This window comes from Paraburkholderia sp. EG286A, assembly GCF_040965375.1.
GTDB lineage: Bacteria > Pseudomonadota > Gammaproteobacteria > Burkholderiales > Burkholderiaceae > Paraburkholderia.
The window spans coordinates 20154-39889 of the sequence record NZ_JBFRCB010000017.1; the positions used below are offsets into that span (position 1 = coordinate 20154).

Sequence of the window (19736 nt, forward strand, 5' to 3'; positions counted from 1 at the left end):
CAATTGTCCGGCGTCGGTATCGATCTGGACGCGAACCGGGAAGACCCGGAGAGCATGCGTCGTGCTGCCCATCTGGTGCTCGGCTCGCTGCGCTTTCGAGCGCGCGAAATAATGGCGGATGGCTTTACAGCACTCGACGCGGAGTCGGCCGCCCTCCGATTGACAGCATCACTTGAAGTTTGAACAGTGAACGCCTATGCGTTCGGCCCATCGACGATCGACGCACAAGTGACGCTAACTTTTGATGTGTTCTGCCACATCAAGAATTTGTGCTCTTAGCCACTTAAGTGCGGGATCGTGTTCGTTCCGGCTATGCCAAACGGCCACTACGGAGGCGCTACGGGTGGGATAAGGCGTTTGAAACGCACGAAACTCCCCCAGTTTCTCGAATTCACTCGCAAGGGGGGACGGCACCAGCGCGAGCATTTCGCTATTGCGCAGCAATGCAGGAATGGCAAGCGAATGCGCGACGCAAACTCGCAACCTCGGCGAACGCGCTCCCCCGGCACATGCCTGCTCCAACGCCTGACGGTCAAACATTTCAGATTGCCGCGCGAGACCCCGCTCAACGATGAACCCGTCCACGGCGCCCTCTTCGGATCCACCGAGGGACGTCACGACCAGTGGAAACGTTAGAAGATCCTCCTCCGTCACTGCGCGGTTACCGCCTATCGGGTGACTTCTATGAACAAGTATCGATTCTGTTTGTTTCCATATCGGCATCGACTGGAATCGCGGGGGAACGTCCGCAAAGGTCCCGATCGCAATATCGATTCGACCGATATCGATCTGACCCGCCAGATCAAGCCGCGTGGAAGGTCGCACCACCAGATTGACGAGTGGACTTTCGACGAACAGTTTCAGGCTCAGCTGGCTTAGCAGAACCATTGTGATGTAGTCATTCGCTGCCAGAACGAATTCGCGGGTGGCCAGATGCGCTACGAAGGGCTCGTCGCCCAACGCGCCCTGAATCTGGAGTAGCGCGTGGCGAATGCCCGCCGCCATTGCCACGGACCGTGCCGTAGGTTCCATTCCCTTCGCTGTCCGGATGAAGAGATCGTCCTCCAGTACGTCTCGTAATCTTCCAAGCGCGTGACTGATCGCTGAGTGACTAAGGTTCAGCCGCTTCCCAGCACGAATTAGATTGCGATCTTCAAATACCGCATCGAATACCCGCAATAGGTTGAGGTCGATTCGCGCGAGGTTCATTCTGCTGACCTTACTTCAGTTGCAGGAGACTCATTCTACGCTTGCGTCTTTTTCGCTTCCACTTATGGTCCTCTCGAGTGAAAGTCTGGCCGCACGTATCCATCATCATCAGTTGATCGACGTGTCGATTATGTGCCCCGTACATTGCATGATTCGTAGATGCATGCGAGGCAGGCTTCGACGGCGTCGAACTTCATGCTCCAAATTCGTAGCTGTTCGACCAGTTCTTACGCGTCTGGCACACCGGCCCCTCAAGCGCTTGCCGCCTGATCATGCCGTTCCGCCTACATTTACCAGACTTAACGATTGCTCGTCGGCCTCGAGCCGACGTGAACGCCGCTGTGGCTTCGTGGATCGATTCGCTTTTGGCCGATCGCCATTGGTCTGCGCCTGGGGCATTCCGCTTCGCCGTGATCCCCGTTATCGGGACGAGCGCCATCGCGACACGATAGTGAGCAAGATCGGTTTACCGTGACCCGGGCACCCGCTGCCCCGGCAGGAAGCCGCCATCGAAGCCAGAAAGCGCAGGAAAGCTGGTCGATTTGCTGGGCGCGGCGAGGCCGCCGGCATTGCTCTGCGTGGTTCGCAGGCCCGGGGCCAGAAACAGGAACTTCCACCCGTCGTAGGTCTCCGCGCCCTCGAAATCCTCGTATTGCCGCGGAAATCCGGCGCGCTTGATCGTGGCCTCGTCTGAGCGGCTGAAGAGCCCGTAGAAGCGATCGCCCTGCAGCATGGGCACCCAGTCGTTCTTGCCCGTGACCGGATCCGGATAGGCGAAACGCAGATGATGCAAAGGCTTGGGAAACCGTCTGTCGTCGAGCAGTTCGTCGACCGATGCGGGATAAGCCCGGCCGACGCGGTAGTACCGCAGGATCGCGAGCCGATACTGGTTGCCGGCGAACAGCAGTTGCTTCTCCTGCTCGCGGCGGCGTTGCAGCGACCAGACGTCGAGCGCCCCCGCCAAGGCAATCGACATCAGCATCAGCGCAATCAGGAGCGCCAGCAGCACGAGCCCGCCCTCACGCGCGGCCCGCGGCCGCGAGCGTCGCCTCGCCCGCGCTTTCGCGCGCGCGGCAACACGTGACGTGCCGGCCGCACGGCTCATTTGGCGCTCCCCTCTGCGCGCGGTGGCGCGCCCTGAGGAGCACTCGCCGGCGCCACGTCATAGACGCCCGGCTTGTTTTCGTCCGGCGAAGCGATCACCGCCCATTTGTCGTCGCCATTGACCGGATCGACAGGGACGGCGCGCAAGTAATGCTTCGCCACCAGTTCGTCGAGTGTCTCGGGATACTGGCCGTTGTCTCCGTAGTACTGATCGATCGCATTGCGCATCACGGCGACATTCTGCTGCCTGACCTGCTCCTTGCCGCGTTCGATGCTGTGCATGTAGCGCGGCACCGCGATCGTCAGAAGCAGGCCGATGATGGCCATCACGACGACGAGTTCGATCAGCGTGAAGCCGCGGGCCTTGTGCGTGCGAGCGGGTTTCATGATGCATCGTCACCATTGTTTGTACGGGACGCCGTTAATGCCGACGCGATCGGATTTCGAAGACACGTCGAACACATCCTTGCCAGCCTGTTCGCTGCTCATGCCCGGGTCGCCGCTCGCGGCCTGATCCGGCGGCTCGCCATACGACCGCACGCTCCACGTGTCCTCGGCGAGCGTGTCCGGGTCGCCGCTAAAGAAGGGGTCGCGCGGCACGCGACGCAGGAACATCAGCAGTCCGCCTTTCGGATCCCGGGCATTCTTCACGCCAGTCACGAGCACGCTCAACGTCGGCGGATAGCCGGATGCTTCGGCATCCTTGTCGATGAGGCCGGTATCGCTCGCCTCCTTATAGGCGTCGAGCGCGGTACGGATCTCGCGCAATGCGTCGCTCAGCTGCAGCTCCTTTTGGCGCTGCACCATCAGTTCCGAAAACGGCATGATGGCGAGCGCGAGAATGCCGACGAGCGCGAGCGTGATCACCATCTCGATCAGCGTAAATCCACGCTGATCGAGCTGGCGTGTGGCGCACAGGCGCATCGTGGTCGTTCCGGTAGCCACGGCTCAGTACCCACCCTCGACCGGGCGAAGCGGGTTATCGCTCGGCATCGTGCCAGGCGGCATCGTCAGCATCGGCGGCGGTGCGGGGGGCGCAGGCGCTGCGGGCGGTGGCGCGGGCGGCGGTGCCGCGGCGGCCGCCGCTTCGCCGCCCGTCTGCTCCGCGGCCGACGGTTCGGCTGGTGCGGGTGCCGCGCCCTGGCCGGACTGCGGCGCGGGAGCCGCTTGCGGCGTGGGCGTTCGCGAGAAGCGTCCGCCGTACGGCTCGGGCGGCGGCGTCGTGCGCGGCGCCGGGGCCATCTGTCCGAACGCGCCGTTCGAAGGCGACGGCAGCGCGGGGTACGCCTCGGCGCCGCCTCGCGACGACGCGCCGCCAACCGTGCCGCCGCCGACCATGCCCGGCATCGGCTTCACCGCAGGCGCCACCGACGTTGCCGCGTTCGCCACAACGGGGTCCAGCCGCAGCTGATCGGCGTGCACGTTGACGTCGGTGCCCGACCACAACTCCTGCGTATCCGCATCGGCGGCAAGCTGCGGCCGGACGATGTGCGGTGTGATTTGCAACACGATCTCCGTCTTGACGTGGTCGCCCTGGTGGTTGGAGAACAGCCTCCCCAGCACCGGCAACTGGCCAAGACCAGGCACCTTGTTGGCGTTCCTGCGGTCCTCGTCCGAGATGAGGCCGCCGAGAATCTGGGTTTCGCCATCACGCAGGCGCAGACTCGTCGAGGCGCTGCGCGTTCCGATCTGATAGGCGAGCGAATTCAGGCCGTTCGAATTGCTGCTCGAAATCGTATTCGTGATGTTGCTGACTTCGAGATTCAGCTGGATGCCGACGTCGCCATCGCGATAGACGCGCGGCTGCACCTCGAGCTTGATGCCGACGTCGAGGTACTGAATCATTTGCGTGTAAGACGGGCCGCTCGTGCTCGGCGTGCTGGAACTCGAAATCACCGGCACCTTATCGCCAATCATGATGCGCGCCTTCTCGTTGTTGCGCGTCCTGATGCGCGGGCTCGCAAGCAGGTTCGCGTCGGTATCGGTGAGCTTGAAGTTCGCCGTGGCCGAGAGGCTGCTGACATTCAGTTCATTGATCGTCAGATGATGCAGCAGGCCCCATGTCGTCGCGGTGCTCGGGGTCGACATCGTGAACGAGTTGGGCCAGTCGATACCCAGATCGGTGAGGCGCTCGTGCGACACTTCCAGCACCTCGACTTCCATCATCACCTCGGGATCCGGCAGATCCTGCGCCGCGATCATCTCCTCGGCCACCTTGATCGTGTCGGGAGTGCCGCGAACCGTCACGGTATTCGCGCGCTCGTCGATCACGACTTCCTTGACCTTCAGAATGCTCTTGAGCAATTGCTGGATCTGCTTGGCGTCGACGTTCGACAACTGGAACGTGCGCACCTTGAGTTCCTGATATTCGAGCTGCTTGGCGGGCGTGGCGGGATAAATGAACAGCGTGTTCGCGTTGAGCTGCTTCTTGTCGAGCTGATTCTGCATCAGGATCATGTCGACCGTGTCCTGCACCGACGCGTTCGTCACGAAGATCGTCGTCTTCAGATCGGCGCGGACGTCGCGGTCGAAGATCACGTTCAACCCGGTGGTGCGCGACAACGCCTCGAACACCATGCGCACGTTCGCGTCGCGAAACTGCAGCGTCACGGGTTTCTGCATGATCGACGAAGCCGCCAGCTTGTCGTCGCGCTCCGCCCGCTGCTGACTGAGTTTGGCGTTGAGTTCCGTCTGCATCTGCTGCGCAAGGGTGTTGGTCGGGTTCTCCACCAGCACGCGGTGCACCCGCTCGGCCGCCTGCGCGTACGCGCCGCGCTTCATCATACGTTCGGCCTCCTGCAGGATGGCCAGGTCCTTGCGGTCCTGATCGATCTGCAAGCCGATCTTGCGGATGCGCTCGTTGGTCGGATCGATGTCGTACGCCTGGAAGAGATTGCGGATCGCTTCGTCAAACTGATAGTTCTTGCGGTACTGATCGGCCTGGTCGAGCAGCGTGTTGACCTGGGCGTTGCGCTGGTTCAGATAGTCGACCTTCGCCTGGGCATCGGTCGGATCGTCGTGAACGTTCGGGACGTGCATGCAGCCGCTAAAGGCGAGCACGGACACGGCGACGGCAAGCGCGCGTCGTCTCGCGGCCTGCATCGCGTCCGGGCACCGAACAGGGAACCGGATGACTGGCGAGAGGCGTGTTGCCGGGCCGCTGTCTCCTTCACGGCCCGCACCCCGTGTGCGTGAGGTTTTCATTTACTTGTCCTCTCGTGGAATGGCGACCACCTGTCTTTCGTGCAGCGGCAAATAGGTCAGCACGACGTCCGACTCCGACACCGACTCGACACGGTACTGGTTGTCGATCACGTCGCCCGGCGACACGATCAGCAACTGGTCTCCGTTGCTGAGAAAGACTTGCGGCTTCGCCGCCTTGGCATCGAGCTGCCCCACGTAGGCGAACGGCACGGGGGGCGCGGTGGGCGGCGGCGGCCGCACCGGCGCGGCCGGCACTTCGACGGGCGGCGGCGGAAGCCACGAGGACGCCGTGAAGGGATCGTGAGCCGATTCGAGGGAAAGCGGCGCGCGCAACGAGACGAGCTTCGCATGGGCCGCCGCCGAGGCCGAGGCCTGCGCCGCAGACGCGGTCGCCGCTCCCGCAGCCTTCGCGGCCGCCTCGGACGCGTGCGTGTGGCGCCTGGTATCCGGCCGCGCGTGCGTATCGGTACGATGCGGGCTGTCGAGCGCGGCGGCCTGCGCCGGCATCTGGCGTGCCGCGACCAGCACGCGATACCCTGCCCCGGCGGCCGCGATTGCGCAAATCACCAGCAGCACACGCATGGGCAGAGCGGGTTTCATGGCTGGGCGCTCCGGTAAATCAGTTCGAAGCGCACCCGCGCATCGAGAATATTGCCGTCCACCGCGGGACGTTCCACGTGGATTTCCCTCAGCGCTGCATTCGGCACGTTGTTGAGCACCAAGGCGAGAAAATGCCGGATCGCGCTGTACTGATCCTTGACGGGCAGCATCACCTGATAGCGCGTGAAGCGCGCGCCCGCATCCGTGCTCACCTGGTACTCGGCAGACCCGAGTGTCAGGTTGCTGCCGCGCGCCTGCTCGAATATGGACGCGATGTCATCCGCACTTTGCGAAAAGTGCGGGAACAGTTCGGGCAAGGCCGCGAGCGCTACTGCGTCGGCCTCCGCATCGTGCTTGCCGACTGCATGGCGCGTCTTTGCCGCCTCGACGACATGGCCCGGGGCCTGCATCTCCTTCGTATCGGCTTCCACGCTGGCAATCTCGGCACACATGAGGGCCGCGGCGCCAATCATCAGGATACCGATTAATCCAGCCAGGCCGAACAGACGCCGCAGCTCGAATCGCAGTGTCAGCAGACGGTCGCGCAACGGATCCGCATTCATGACTTCCTCCAGACGGCGGTGATCTGGAAACGAACCGGCTTGCCCGGCACGTTGTTCTCGACCAGATGGTCGTTGAGTACCGCTTCGCGCAGCAGCACGCTCGTCTGCAGATACTTCAGGTACGCAATCATCGCGTCGGTATTCTTCGCTTCGGCCGTGATGCGAATCTGGCTCTGCGCGGGGTTCTGATCGATGCCGATCAGCGCCACGTCATGATCCGGATAATCTTCCACGATCGAAAAGAGGTCTTGCCACGGTACGGTCAGTTCGCGCAGTATCGACAGGCTCTGCTTTTCCGCCTGCCTGGCAGCCGGCGTGAGCGGCGGCGTGACCGCGTGCCTCTGCGCGAACGTCCGATGGCGCACGGCGTCGAGTTGCGCCTGCACGCGATCGTTCTCGGCATAGGCATGCCAGAGCCGCGCGCCGCATCCGAGCAGCAGCAGAGCGGCGACGCACAGCAGGATCAGGCCGCTCGTCCCGGTGCGTGCGCGCCGCCTGCCGAAGTCGATGTCGAGGACCTGGATCATTGCGCATACTCCATCAGCCGGCGCGCGGGCGAGTTGTCCGTCGCCGGCTGGGCCGGCCGTATCGCGGCCGCAAAACGCGCTTCGAACGGCGCCAAGTCGGTGTCGTGGCCGAACAGATAGATCGTGCAGTCCTCCCGCTTGAGGCCCGCTCGCGTCGCCGAGCGTTCGAACAGCTGCTCGGCCAGTTCGGCAAGCCGCGACGCATTGGCCGCGTCGCCGGGAAACAGGCGCTGCGCATCGTAAGCGGCCCAGCCGCGCCGCTCGATCATCACGGCCTGCATCAACTCCTCGGCGACGAACATCAGCAGTGCGTCGCCGCCCGCTGCAACGTCGATGCAATTGAGCATTTCAGGCAGGCCCAGTTTCAGGCGCGCAATCCGCACCTGTCCGGACGCACCGACTTCATGAATGCCGTCATGAAGCGCGCGGGACATGGCGCTCGCAAACAGCGCACGGCCGCCCTGCTGCACGCAGAAGCGCACCAGCAGCGTTGCGCCGTCGACCCCATAGGTGTCGGTGAAATGGGCCAGCGCGACTTCTTCGAGCTCGCGCGCTCGCAGCGTGCGAAAGTCGCCGCGCAATATCGCGTGGATGCCCCAGAAGTCGTCCAGCACCACGTGTGCGTTGCGCGTCGCCGGCTTCGCCTCGCGGCGCGCCGGTTCATCCGCATCGCCAGCTTCGGTGCCTGGCGTGGTGACGAGCGCTGCGCGCAGCGCGTCGAGCAAACCCGTCTCCGTGCCGTACTGGTCATCGGGAATCGTGAAGCTGGCCGGCTCCGCGGGCGGCAGGTGCTTGCGCGGGCGCCAGAGTCCGGGCGCGCGTACGCCGACGACGATCTCGCGCGTGCCGACTCCGATCGCAACCGGACTATTCGACCATCGTGACACGATTGATCTCCTCGAGAGTCGTTTCGCCACGCTTCACCAGATCGATCGCGGCGACGCGCAGTGTCTGCATGCCGTAGCGCATCGCCGCAGCCTTGATGTGACCGAGCGGCGCGCGCTCCGACAGCAGTTGCCGCAGCTCGTCGTTCATGCGCAGCGCCTCGGCGATCGCACGCCGTCCGCGATAGCCGCTGCCACGGCAGGCGCCACAGCCCGCGCCGCGGCGAAAGAGGTAGCCGCCCGCCGCGTCCGGGTCGATGCCCGAGCGGATGAGCGTTTCCGTGTCCACCCTGTCTTCGGTCACGCAGTCCGGGCAGCATTGCCGCAACAGGCGCTGCGCCACCACGCCATTGAGTGCGGAGACGAAGCTGTACGGGTCGACCTCCATGTTGGTGAAACGGCCGATCACGTCGAACACGTTGTTCGCGTGCACGGTCGTGAACACCTGGTGCCCGGTCAATGCGGCCTGCACGGCGATCTGCGCCGTTTCCGGATCGCGGATTTCCCCGACCATGATCTTGTCCGGATCGTGCCGCAGAATCGAGCGCAGCCCGCGGGCGAACGTGAGCCCTTTCGCCTCGTTGACCGGGATCTGCAGGATTTCGCCCAGCTGGTATTCGACCGGATCCTCGATCGTCACGATCTTCTCGAGGCCGTTGTTGATTTCCGTGAGGATCGCGTAGAGCGTCGTCGTCTTGCCGCTACCGGTCGGACCCGTGACGAGCAGCATGCCGTACGGCATCGACGCGAGCTTGCGCATGAAACGCGTATCGGCCTCCTGAAAACCGAGCGCCTCGAGCGTCAGGCCGCCCGCCGACTGCGAAAGCTGATAGCGGTCGAGAATCCGCAGCACCGCGTCCTCGCCGAACTGGTTCGGCATGATCGACACGCGGAAGTCGATCTCACGCCCCGCGTACTGCGCCTTGAAACGGCCGTCCTGCGGCACGCGCCGCTCGGCGATGTCGAGCTCGGAGATCACCTTCACGCGCGAGAGCACCTGGTCGGCGACGTCGCGGCCCTCGGCACGGCCGACCACGGCGAGCACGCCGTCCACGCGGCACTTGATCATCAGCCCGTTCGCGCGGCATTCGAGGTGAATGTCGCTCGCCATCATCTTGAGCGCGTCGTAGATCGTCGAGTTGAGCAGTCTGACCACGGGACTGTCGTCGCTGCTGATGCCCTGCAGCGTCAACGCCAGCGAGGCCGGATCGACCGTGTTCTGGACCGGGTCGTCGAACGCGAGCGAGTCCATCGCGCGCACGTCCTTCTCGCGCACGGTCAGATACGCGTTGATGTCTCCCGCGCTCGCGAGCGCCCAGCTATACGGCACGCCCGGCTGCGCGCGCATCCGGTGCTCGACCCAGCCGCGCGTGCGCGCATCGAGCGGATCGGCGATCGCGAACAGCCGCGCGTGACTGGCATCGGGATCGTGGAAGCAGACGCACAGGCGAGTCGCCGCTTCGACGAACGAAATCACTTCGAAGTCCGGTTCGAGCCGATTCAGCTCGCGCATGGCGATCGACTTCATGCGGAACAGCGCGGCCAGTTGCACGCGCAGTTCTTCCGCGCTGAGCGAGGTTTGCGCCATCAACTCCTCGAGCGCGCGAATGCCGGAACCATGCCGCTCGCCGAGCGCTCTCAGTGCGTCGCGCAGATCGGCGCGCGCTTCGGCTTGCGAGCCATCCGGCTGGTCGGTAAGGGTATCCACGCGCCTTCCCCAATTCGGTCTACTGAATGCTCGAGGCAATTTCGAAAATCGGCATGTACATCAGCACCACGATCCCGCCTATCACCACGCCGATGAAGATCATCATGGCGGGCTCGATCAAGCGCGAAATCAGATCGATCGTGCGCGACACCTGCGCCTCCTGGAACGCCGCGATGCGGTCGAGCACGGGGCCGAGACCACCCGTCTTCTCCGCGACCGTCAACAGGCGGTACGCGATCGCGTTGGCGAGCCCCGCCTCCTGAAACGCGTCCGAAATTTTCGCGCCGTTGCGCACCTGATGCAGTGCGCCCGCGAGCGCCGTCTGGTCCGCTCGTCCGACCAGGCCCTGCGCGAGGTCGAAGGCCTTCACGGCGGGAATGCCGCCGTCGACGAGCATGGCCGTCGTGCGATAGAACTGCGACTGGCGAAACACGCGGAAGTGTTGTCCGATACCGGGCAGCGCCAGCATGCGGTCGGCGATCCAGTTGCGCACGAACGGGCGGCGCAAAGCGAAGCCCGTCGCCACGGCCAGCACCGCGACGCTCGCGGACAGTCCGGACCCGTGCGCGTGCACCAACCCGCCCCAGGCCATCAGCATGCGCGACAGCAAGGGCAGCTCGCGCCCGCTGTGTTCGAGCAGGCTCGCGAAGCGCGGCACCACGAAACCGAGCAGGAACAGGACGACCGCCGCGCCGACGAACAGCAGGACCGTCGGATAGATCGCCGCGGACACCACGCGTGCACGCAGCTCGTGGAGCGTCGCGCTGTTGCGCGAGTAGCGTGTGAGGCTGTCGGCGAGACCGCCGGTCTGCTCGCTCGCCTTCACGCACGCCACCAGCACCAGCGGGAAGATATGGCTTGCGTGCTCGAGCGCCGCGGACAGCGAGTGTCCCTCTTCGAGCTGGCGCAGGAGGTCGCGATACACTTGCGCCGACGCCTCGCGGCGCTCGTTGCCGCCAAGCGTGCGCAACGCGTCGACGACACCCACGCCCGCATCGAGCAGCGCGGCGAGCTCGCGCGCGAAGAGTTCGACGTTGAACCGGCCGCCGGGAAGCCCCAGCCGGTTCGCACGTTGCCGCCGCCGGCCGCCCTCGGCGCGCACCGAGACGACGCGCAGACCGCGGGAACGCGCGAGTGCCGTGGCCGCCGCGGGCGTTTCGCTGTCGAGGCGAAGCGTCTGGACCGAGCCATTCGTATCGAAGACACGCAGCACGTACTTCACGTCGACTCTCCTGACAGACAACTCACCCGCGCCGCGCGCCCCTACCACGACGAGATCGTGACGTTCTCGCCCGTGCCGTCACCGCGTCCGTTCTTGCCGAGCGAATACAGGTCGTAATCGCCGTGGTCGCCCGGCGAACGATACTGATACGCGCGATCCCACGGGTCCACGGGCACCGCCTTCTGCAGATACGGCCCGCTCCAGCGCGTGGCATTCTGCGGCTTCTCCACGAGCGCCTCCAGGCCTTCTTCGGTCGTCGGATAGGCGCCGACGTCGAGCCGGTATTGATCGAGCGCCTGGCCGAGCGACACGATCTGCGCACGCGCGATCTTGACGTTCGACTTGCCGACCTGTTCGAAATATCGGGGCGCGACGAGACCGGCCAGCAAGCCGATGATGACCATCACGACGAGCAGTTCGAGCAGCGTGAAGCCGCGGCGCGCATACGTGCGTGCCGGTGCCGCAAAACCGGCGCAACGCCGTGGCGCCTCTGACTCGGGCATCCGCACACCGCGTTGGATAGAGGTCGATTCGCTATGCACGGCTCCCCCCTGTATCGACTCACCGCTTCAGCGCCGCTGAAGCCGTTGGATGCATTCTTGTTCAGGTCGATACGGGCAAGAAGTAGGGAGTGCCGTCCAAAGACATGGGTAAAGACCCTCCAGTTGCACGCTCCCGTCTGGAGGGATTTCACACATGCTCGTCGTCGGGCAACGACAGCACGCCCATGTCGATCGCAATGCGCACGAGACCATTCAGGTTCCGGATGCCGAGCTTGCGCATCAGGTTCGCGCGATGCTTTTCGATGGTCTTGGGGCTGAGACTCAGGCACTCGCCGACCTGACGGTTGGTGTGCCCTTCGACCACGAGCCGCAACACCGTGCGTTCGCGGCCCGTCAACGCGTTCCAGAGCTGCGCCTTGTGGGCGAAGTCCTCCTGCGATCCGTGCGCCCCTCCGCTGATCCGGTTGGCGCCGGCCGCGGGCTTGCCCTGCATCACGAAGCGCATTTCCCGCACCAGTTGATCGAACGACGCGTCCTTGACCACGTAGCCGTCGGCGCCCGCGGCGAACGCCTCCCGCACATGGTCTTCGCTCCAGTGCACGGTAAGGACGATGATCCGGACGCGCTGAAACTCGCGCTTGATCGCGGTGATCGCTTCGAAGCCGCTGCCGCCGGGCATCGTCAGATCCATCAGGATCAGGTCGGGCAGCGTCTCTCTCGCGAGGCGATGGGCCTCGAGCCCGCCGCTCGCCTCGCCGACGATGCAGTAGTCGTCCAGTTCGGAAACCATGCGGCAAAGGCCGCTGCGCAATAAATGCTGGTCCTCGGCAATCAGCACACGATGTCTTTTTTCCAATTTCGTCGCTCCTTGCGGGACGCTGCAGGCCTAGTTGGAAGCGACGACATCGTGATAGGCGGCGAGCAGCTCCGACGGCGTGGCGAAGCCGTCGATGCGCAGCCAGGACTTGCCCGGCGCGGCGCGCAGGAAGGCAACCGGCGTGTGATTCATCTTGTCGCCCCGATAGACGTTGAACGCGCGCTGCGCCGCAATGCTCGCCTCGACCGTGCCGGTATAGTGCTGCCACTCGGGGCCGGCTTCGAACCTGGCCGCGTAGGCCTTCAGACGCGCAGGCGTGTCCTCTTCCGGATCGATCGAGATCGAGACGATATGGACCTTGTCGCGGTCTTTGCCCAGATCGTTCTGAAATTGCTCGAGCGTCTGGCTGGTCATCGGGCAGATCGTCGTGCAGGTGGTATAGATGAACGTGACGATCACCGGACGGCCATCGTTCAACTCGTCGACGAGCGAAACGGTCTTGCCGTCGTCGCGCACGAGGTCGACCGAAGGCAGCGTGTATTGCTCGGTCGTGCGCGTCGTCATGCCAGCCATCATGTGATGATGCATGTGAGGATCGGCAGCGGCGTCATCGGCCGGCGCACTCCATGCCGCGGTTGCCGCGAGTGCCATGCCCGCCAGCACCCCGAGCCTTAATTTTGCAGTCCTGTTCATACCGGTCTCCAGAAATGAGGAGAAAGGTCGCTTCTCGCGATGCGCAGGTCGCGGCGCTTTCACTCCCTTGCGAGCCCAGTGTCATGAATTTGCCAACGAGCGTCATGGGTGGAGGGGCCCCAAACGACGGTAGGGTATGCCCGCTTGATGGAAAACCCGCACCGTGCAATGGGGGTGTCCCCACACTACGAGCCCACACATTCCCCGTTGCGGCTTGCATCGCTCACGGCCTAAAATCCCGGTATTCTTACGATCGGATTATGTCGACGCATCGGGGAGCTCCAATGGATGCGATTCAGCCAGGGGGACCGCAGGTAAGATTGCTCGATCTGATCGACGCAATGCGCAAGCTTCGTAGTGCGGCCTGCGCCGGCCAAGCCGACGCCGGCGTCGTCACCGACGCGCGTGGCGCGGCGCTCGCGATTCTCATGCCCGATGGGACCTTCGTCTCGGCCAACCGCAGCGCGGCCGCACTGCTCGGCTATTCGAGCGCCGAACTCATCGGCAAGGGCCTCGTCGACCTTGCGCCCGACGACGCTCATGCCGCGCTGGCAGACGAATTGTCCGCCAGCGCAGTTCGCGAGTTTCATTCCTTCAGCGCCGTGCTCACCGGCCGGACCGGTCACCCGACGCGGCTTGCACTGCATCAGCAATGGGTGCCCACGAAAGCGATGGATTCGGGCGTCTTGCTGACGCTTTTCGAAGAACCGCTGATCATCGAACCCGGGGCTGCCGACCCCGCCGAGCGGCTCGCCGCGAGCGAGCGGTTATGCCAGACGTATCTGATGATAGGTCAGCAGAAAGAACGCCAGCGTCTCGCTTCGGAGTTGCACGACGGCCTCGGCCAGGCGCTCACCCTCGTCAAGCTGATGACCGAGGACGCGCTGATGCGCATCCGTCGCGGGCAGGTCGACGATGCGGTGCAGCTGCTGGATTCAACCGTATTCAGGATCCGCGAAACGATCGGCGACGTGCGGCAGATATGCGGCGAACTGAGGCCGCTCATGCTCGACAAACTGGGGCTGCCCGCGGCATTGGGTTCGCTGTGCCGGCGCATCGAACGCGGCACGGAGGCGATGTCGGTCGTGTTCGACTGCGATGTCGCCGACAAGGACGTGCCCGAGCATCTGAAAGCAGACATGTTCAGAGTCGCTCAGGAGGCGCTGAACAACGCCGTCAAGCATGCCGAGGCAACCGAGATCTCCCTCAGCCTGCGCGGCGATGCGGCCCGCCTCGTGCTGACGATTCGGGACAACGGCATTGGCTACGAGAACCATCCGTTCGCCACGGACGAAGCGTATACAACAGGATTGGGACTCGTCGGCATGCAGCACCGCGTAGAAACGCACGGCGGCGCGTTTTCGATCGAGTCGTCCGCGGCGACCGGGACGCTCGTCTGCGCGACCTGGACGCGCTAGCGCCGGCCTCGCCGCACTCAGGTTCCCGTCTCGCCCAGCCGGTATTCGGGCTCTTCGCCGCCTGGCCCCGAGCCCGGCGCCGGATCGGTGCGTTCCGGCAAATGCTCGTCGCTCACGTCCGGCTCGGCGCATTTGGCGGCGAGCGAGGTCAGCAAGCCCATGCTCATCGCTACGAGCACCAGTTCGGTCAGGTTGGCAATATGGAGCTTGTGCATCATGCTCGCGCGATACTTCTCGATCGTCTTCGGACTCAGGTTCAGATATTGTCCGACCTGCCGATTGGTGCGCCCTTCCGCGATCAGCTTCAACACGCTGCGCTCGCGCGCCGTCAGCACGTCCCAGGCATGCTTCGGTGCGGGCGCTTCGCGGCCGCTGACGAACGAGTCGACCATATACCCGTAGACGTCCGCACTCAGATGCTTCTTGCCCTGCATGACCGAGTGCATCGCGACCAGCAGCTCTTCGAACGAGACGTCCTTCAGCACGTAGCCGTCGACGCCGGCACGCAGCGCTTCCCGCACGTACTCCTCGCTCTGATGCACCGTGAGCGCGATGATCCGGATGCCCGGCGAGCGCCGTTTGATTGTCGCGCTGGCGTCGATGCCGTTCATCCCCCGCATCGACAGATCCATCAGGATCAGATGAGGGGCGAGCGTCATCGCCTGCTGGCAGGCTTCCTTGCCGTCGCGCGCTTCGCCGACGACGTCGTAGTCGGCTTGCGCACACAGCATCGAACGTAGACCATTTCGCAGCAGATCGTGATCCTCTGCGATTACAACGCGACATTTGGTATTCACGTCTTGTCTCCCGGTGCCAGCGCCCTCGGCCGTCATAACCGTATTAACGATTTGACGAAATTCTTTCCTTCCACACAGCTTTCACTCTTTACATTCGAATTCCTAACTGTTAGCTTTATGTTATTTTCGGGTTACTGTGTGCGCGCTTGCCCTCCGCAAGGTTCACGCCACTTCGCGCAGAGCGAGCAACGGCGCGCATCTCCACTTTTCGAGGCATTTCGGCAGTGCATCGAGCGCCGAAAAATGTTTCAAATTCGAACTCTTTTGGAATCTCCAGAAGATTAGCCATTGCAAGGGATAGCGGGAAATCCGTTTGCTTTTATCATTGGGTGAAAACTAATCGATATTTTTTGCATCCAGTGAGAAGAATTCAGGCACTGCGCATGACGGACGGGTGGCCGTCGTTGATTACCGTCTATTACCATTTGTTTCTAATGTTAAGTTTTTGCAATGGGCTTTTTGGCCGCTCTCTCGCGTCACAAAGTGTAGGGAGGTGCCCCATTGCCGGGCCGTTTTTTCTTCCACCACAATTCAGGTGCAGGAGAAAAAAGCGATGCATTGCCACCCGTCACCCAGCTTCGGAAACGCGCTCATTGCCGCATTCGCGATGCTTGGTGCGGTGTTGCCGGGAACGGCATGCGCACAGATTTTCGGCACGGTCGACAGCAACGGCGCCATCGTTCTGACGAACGTGCGCGGCAAGCCAGGACTGAAGGTGATCGTCGCGGGCGAACCGCCAGGCGAACCAGGCGCGAGGCGCCGGTCGCGCAAGTCACCGGGCGGCGCCGACTCCCCGTTGTACGCGGACGTGATCGATGAAGCGAGCCGCTCCTTTCGCGTTCAACCCGAACTGCTTCGCGCGGTGATCGACATCGAGTCGGGATACAACCCGAAGGCGGTTTCGGACAAGGGCGCGCTGGGACTGATGCAGTTGATGCCGGAAACCGCTGCGCGATTCTCGCAGGGCGACATGTTCAATCCACGAGACAACGTGCTGGCCGGCGCCCGCTATCTGCGCTTCCTTCTCGATCTGTTCAAGGACGATGTAGAACTCACGCTGGCCGCCTACAACGCCGGTGAGAATGCGGTGATTCGCGCCGGCTATCGCGTGCCGTCGCTGCCGGAAACACGTCTGTACGTGCCGCGCGTGCTGGCGCGCTACAAGCAGCTTCTCGCGGCCAGCTGATCGCCGGCTTGCGCGCCACCAGACTGCCTGCATAGCGAACCGGCCGACTGGGGACCAGTTCAGTCGGCCGGACGCCCTCTGCGACGTAGAACGCGAACACTTGCAGGGGTGCTGCGTCCTACGCTCTCCCTCCGTTGTCTACCGCGTGCGGGCACACGTCACCGAAACAAGGCAATGGTCTTGTCCGATCCCTCGCCGTGCGCCTGTGCATGGTGAAGCTCGATCATGTCCTCGATCTCTTCCACGCGCTCCTTCGGGACGTCGATCATCATCAAAAGCTCGCCGCGGAGGATCGCTTCTTCGAAGCGCTTCAAGCGCGTATTGCACATCTCGACGCCGACCATCGCCGCTACCCCGGCGCCGAATCCTGCGCCTGAAAGTGCGAGGATCGCCACCGTGCCGCCGGCGATCCGCACGCCTTCGGGCGGACAGACAAGCGCAATCAGCGCCACCAGCAGCCCGGTCGCACAGCCCACTGCCGCGCCTCGCGCCAGCGAAGCAAGCAGATCGCTGCGTTGCGCGAGCGACGCCTGCGGCAAGCCGTCGAGCGACACATTCTCGTTGGCGATGACATGCATATGCCGCCACTCGACCTGATGCAACAGCAGTTCGCTGGCGACCGCTCGCGCGCGCTGTGCGTTGGGCAGCAAAAAATAGACGCGTCGCATTTGAGCTATTCCCGCTTTCCGTCGAAAGTGTGCAGATGCACGACACGCTCCCGCAATACGCCATCGATCTCACGGCACGATCCAGTCCCCGTCGGCGACGAGCTTGATGTGGTCCGGCCCGGCAAAGCGGACGATATAGCCGCCCTTGGATGCGAACGTCTGCCCCGGCGCCAGCGTCAGGCGCGGATAGTAGCCCGTCAGGATGCGGCGTTCGAGCATGTCCTGAATCCGCTCCACCAGATAGTCCCTCACGAACGCATCGACCATATGGCTCAGGGTCTCGGCGAGCAGACCGCAGGCAAGGTAGGTGTCCGCCTGCACCTGGGGCGCCACCATCGGTATCTGTCTGATCGAGAACCAGCCGAACGCGTAGTCGACGCGCACGCGCCGCCCTTCCGGCAAATCGAACGGGTATGCAAGGCGCGTGACGCCACGCCAGCTCGCCGGCAGGGGGGTGCTATCCAGCCCGCCCATGAGACCCGACATGAACACCGTATGCGTCGCTGGAGGGATTCGCGCGAGCGCCGCAATATCGGGCGGACGCAGCCACAGCACGAGCACGTCCGAGCGCGGTATGCCACGCAGCGCACCGGCAACGGCCTCGCCGGGGACGAGCACGTGGTTCGAGACCGCGATGCCGTGAGCCGCCAGCGCCGTGGCGAGCGACTGGGCGCCGCGTTCGCCGTTGTCTCCCGTGCGATAGACCTGCCAGACGTGCGTCGACGCTTTCGCCTCTTTCGTTCCCAGCGCCGGCGGCGCGCCGGCTTCATCGACGATGCGCGCCGCGATCAGCTCCGACTCGAGCAGCACGCCCTTCGAGAAGTACACGGAATAGAAGTCGCGATCGTTTTCGACCGGCACTTCCACGTTGGGAAAGAGGCACGGCACGGCCTCCTCTTCGCAGAAGTCGTGAATCGGCGCCCAGTTCTTGCCACCGAGACCCGACAACACGGCGAACACGGGCTGCCGGGCCAGAAACTGCGTGAGTTGCCCGCGCCACGTGTCCGGCGGACCTTTGAGCTCCCACACGTGCAGTTCCCAGCGCCGATTCACCATGAACATCATCTTGCGCGACGAACGCAACGGCGGCACCGCGCCGAGCGGAAAGATGTTCTTGTCGGCGAAGTAATGCGTGAGGACATCGAGCATGCCCGCGCGTTTCACCGGGTCCGCATCGGGGGTGACGATCGTCGCGAAGTGCAGCACGGTATCGGTGACGCCCGTCGGCCTGCGCCGATCGAGCTGTTTCAGATAGCCGATCAGCGCCTGCATGTCGGCGTCGTTCAGCGCGTACTGCGGCATCAGGCTGCTGAGCGGCTTGCCTTCGGAGTCGATGCCTTCGCGTATGGCGCGCGCGACCGTCGCCTCCGTGTACGGTTCACGTTCGGCGCGCATTCCGGGTACGTACGGCAAGTCGCCGTCTTCCGGGTTTTGTGCGCGCGGCTCGACGAGGTAGCGCCAGCTGATCGGCGGGATGCTGCTGTTGCCTTCCCTCGAACCCAGGCCACTGCGGCGATGACAGTTCATACAGGCTGCGGCTGCGCCTTGCAGGCGCACGCCCCCGTCGTGCATCGCCTCGAGCGCCGCGCCCGAACCCAGTACGCCCTGCTGATAGATGGCCTGCCCGGCACTTGCCGTCGCGACCGGCTCGGCGGCAGGCGCGCAACGCGCCTCGCGCACAGGCATGATCAGCGCGGCGAGCATCGCGCATGGAGCCAGCCATCGCGCCGCCCGCGACGGAGCCCGTGTGCGGCCTCCCGGCCCGCTTGCCGCGCGCTTCATGATCAGGGCGACGGATGTCCCGCGCCAGGCAGTGCCGGCGAGGCATCGACGTCGATCGAAACCGATTTGCGGTGCATCTGCGGCGGCGCGGGCCTCGTGAAGATGCCGTCGTCCAGCACCGGATTGAGCGACACCTTGTCGATCGTCAGCTTGTCCTTTTTGTCGGACGCCGCCGCGCCGCTCTCGATCTCGAGCGGTATCTGCAGACCCTCGACGCTCCTGAAGTCGCTGTAATTCACCTCCACGACGACCGTCTGGCCACGCGGCGTGCGCACCTGGTGGTCGACCTGCACGTCGAGAAACGTTTGAGCGTCGATCCATACATGGCGGATCACACCGGATGGCAGCTTCGCGGCAAGACGATACGCATCGCGCCCGCCCACCTGATCCCTGCCCTCGAGCGTGACGGTGACGCCCTTCGCTGCATGGTCGATCAGGAGCCCGTCGATCACCTGCTCGTCGCGCGCGGAGCTCGCCTCGTCCATCGAGTACGGCCGCGGCGTCGCGCTGCCCATGCCGTTCGGGCCCAGTTTCCAGCCTTGCTTGCCGTCGAATACGCGCACGGACTTCTGGTTGAACACGGTGACCTCGAAACGTGTCTTGTTGGGGCGCTTCATGGCGAGGACGAACGGCAGATCCGGCGCAGGCGCATTGGCGCTATCCACGTGACCGGACCAGATCATGGTCTGGACTTTGCGCCACGCGTCGAGGCCGCCTCTCGCCTCGACGTTCTTCTCGACGATCTCATCGGCGCCCAGTTCGTGCGCGGGGATCTGCTCGCCCGCGAACACGACCGCCGCCACGCTGCCGGCGAGTATCCATACCACGACTGGTTTCATGGCCGTCAACCT

20 protein-coding genes are annotated in these 19736 nt (G+C 64.1%); 2 read left to right on the plus strand and 18 right to left on the minus strand.

What is annotated here, in order from left to right; all coding sequences use genetic code 11:
• Positions 1-234: 234 nt before the first annotated feature.
• The 14 genes from AB4Y35_RS40465 to AB4Y35_RS40530 all read right to left on the minus strand — a co-directional run bounded on the left by AB4Y35_RS40465 (position 235) and on the right by AB4Y35_RS40530 (position 12992).
• A complete protein-coding gene (locus AB4Y35_RS40465; RefSeq protein ID WP_368708683.1) occupies positions 235-1209 on the minus strand; it encodes a LysR family transcriptional regulator in 975 nt (324 codons plus the stop codon).
• 466 nt (positions 1210-1675) lie between these two features.
• Positions 1676-2191, minus strand: a complete 516-nt coding sequence (locus AB4Y35_RS40470; protein ID WP_368708717.1) for a type II secretion system protein — start codon at positions 2189-2191, stop codon at positions 1676-1678.
• Between the two features lie 119 nt (positions 2192-2310).
• Entirely contained in the window at positions 2311-2700 is a 390-nt protein-coding gene (locus AB4Y35_RS40475; RefSeq protein ID WP_254315530.1) for a type IV pilin protein, read from the minus strand.
• Positions 2701-2709: 9 nt separating this feature from the next.
• Entirely contained in the window at positions 2710-3237 is a 528-nt protein-coding gene (locus tag AB4Y35_RS40480) for a type II secretion system protein (RefSeq protein ID WP_368708718.1), read from the minus strand.
• 24 nt (positions 3238-3261) lie between these two features.
• On the minus strand, positions 3262-5517 hold the full coding sequence (locus tag AB4Y35_RS40485; protein ID WP_368708684.1) for a secretin N-terminal domain-containing protein: 2256 nt from the start codon (positions 5515-5517) through the stop codon (positions 3262-3264).
• Positions 5518-6117 carry a hypothetical protein gene (locus AB4Y35_RS40490; protein ID WP_368708685.1) on the minus strand — a complete coding sequence of 200 codons (600 nt, stop codon included), beginning with the start codon at positions 6115-6117 and terminating at the stop codon, positions 5518-5520.
• Positions 6114-6680 (minus strand): hypothetical protein, encoded by a 567-nt coding sequence (locus AB4Y35_RS40495; RefSeq protein ID WP_368708686.1) that lies wholly within the window; start codon positions 6678-6680, stop codon positions 6114-6116. Before AB4Y35_RS40495 ends, AB4Y35_RS40490 begins: the two co-directional genes overlap by 4 nt.
• The gene (locus AB4Y35_RS40500) at positions 6677-7207 is read right to left on the minus strand and encodes a hypothetical protein (protein ID WP_368708687.1); all 531 of its coding nucleotides are present in this window, start codon (positions 7205-7207) and stop codon (positions 6677-6679) included. The genes AB4Y35_RS40495 and AB4Y35_RS40500 overlap by 4 nt, the downstream gene beginning before the upstream one ends.
• Positions 7204-8094: a hypothetical protein gene (locus tag AB4Y35_RS40505; protein ID WP_368708688.1), complete on the minus strand. Its 891-nt coding sequence runs from the start codon at positions 8092-8094 to the stop codon at positions 7204-7206. Before AB4Y35_RS40505 ends, AB4Y35_RS40500 begins: the two co-directional genes overlap by 4 nt.
• Positions 8075-9799, minus strand: coding sequence for a GspE/PulE family protein (locus tag AB4Y35_RS40510; protein WP_368708689.1), 1725 nt, complete (start codon positions 9797-9799; stop codon positions 8075-8077). The genes AB4Y35_RS40505 and AB4Y35_RS40510 overlap by 20 nt, the downstream gene beginning before the upstream one ends.
• Before the next feature lie 19 nt (positions 9800-9818).
• The gene (locus AB4Y35_RS40515; RefSeq protein ID WP_368708690.1) at positions 9819-11021 is read right to left on the minus strand and encodes a type II secretion system F family protein; all 1203 of its coding nucleotides are present in this window, start codon (positions 11019-11021) and stop codon (positions 9819-9821) included.
• Positions 11022-11062: 41 nt separating this feature from the next.
• Complete coding sequence (gene gspG, locus AB4Y35_RS40520) at positions 11063-11524, minus strand: type II secretion system major pseudopilin GspG (protein WP_368708691.1); 462 nt, start codon at positions 11522-11524, stop codon at positions 11063-11065.
• A gap of 187 nt (positions 11525-11711) precedes the next feature.
• The gene (locus tag AB4Y35_RS40525) at positions 11712-12380 is read right to left on the minus strand and encodes a response regulator (RefSeq protein ID WP_368708692.1); all 669 of its coding nucleotides are present in this window, start codon (positions 12378-12380) and stop codon (positions 11712-11714) included.
• Between the two features lie 30 nt (positions 12381-12410).
• On the minus strand, positions 12411-12992 hold the full coding sequence (locus tag AB4Y35_RS40530; RefSeq protein WP_324162455.1) for an SCO family protein: 582 nt from the start codon (positions 12990-12992) through the stop codon (positions 12411-12413).
• A gap of 125 nt (positions 12993-13117) precedes the next feature.
• Here AB4Y35_RS40530 and AB4Y35_RS40535 point away from each other — a divergent pair, with 125 nt between their 5' ends.
• Complete coding sequence (locus AB4Y35_RS40535) at positions 13118-14452, plus strand: ATP-binding protein (RefSeq protein WP_368708693.1); 1335 nt, start codon at positions 13118-13120, stop codon at positions 14450-14452.
• 17 nt (positions 14453-14469) lie between these two features.
• Here AB4Y35_RS40535 and AB4Y35_RS40540 read toward each other — a convergent pair whose 3' ends face one another.
• Positions 14470-15249 carry a response regulator gene (locus AB4Y35_RS40540; protein ID WP_368708694.1) on the minus strand — a complete coding sequence of 260 codons (780 nt, stop codon included), beginning with the start codon at positions 15247-15249 and terminating at the stop codon, positions 14470-14472.
• Between the two features lie 607 nt (positions 15250-15856).
• Here AB4Y35_RS40540 and AB4Y35_RS40545 point away from each other — a divergent pair.
• Positions 15857-16435, plus strand: a complete 579-nt coding sequence (locus AB4Y35_RS40545) for a lytic transglycosylase domain-containing protein (RefSeq protein WP_368708719.1) — start codon at positions 15857-15859, stop codon at positions 16433-16435.
• Between the two features lie 158 nt (positions 16436-16593).
• Here the strand turns inward: AB4Y35_RS40545 and AB4Y35_RS40550 are convergent, their stop codons facing one another.
• The 3 genes from AB4Y35_RS40550 to AB4Y35_RS40560 form a co-directional block, all read right to left on the minus strand.
• A complete protein-coding gene (locus tag AB4Y35_RS40550) occupies positions 16594-17103 on the minus strand; it encodes a DUF1269 domain-containing protein (RefSeq protein WP_368708695.1) in 510 nt (169 codons plus the stop codon).
• 69 nt (positions 17104-17172) lie between these two features.
• Positions 17173-18789, minus strand: a complete 1617-nt coding sequence (locus AB4Y35_RS40555) for a c-type cytochrome (RefSeq protein ID WP_368708720.1) — start codon at positions 18787-18789, stop codon at positions 17173-17175.
• Between the two features lie 98 nt (positions 18790-18887).
• Positions 18888-19724: a hypothetical protein gene (locus AB4Y35_RS40560; RefSeq protein WP_368708696.1), complete on the minus strand. Its 837-nt coding sequence runs from the start codon at positions 19722-19724 to the stop codon at positions 18888-18890.
• Between the last annotated feature and the right edge of the window lie 12 nt (positions 19725-19736).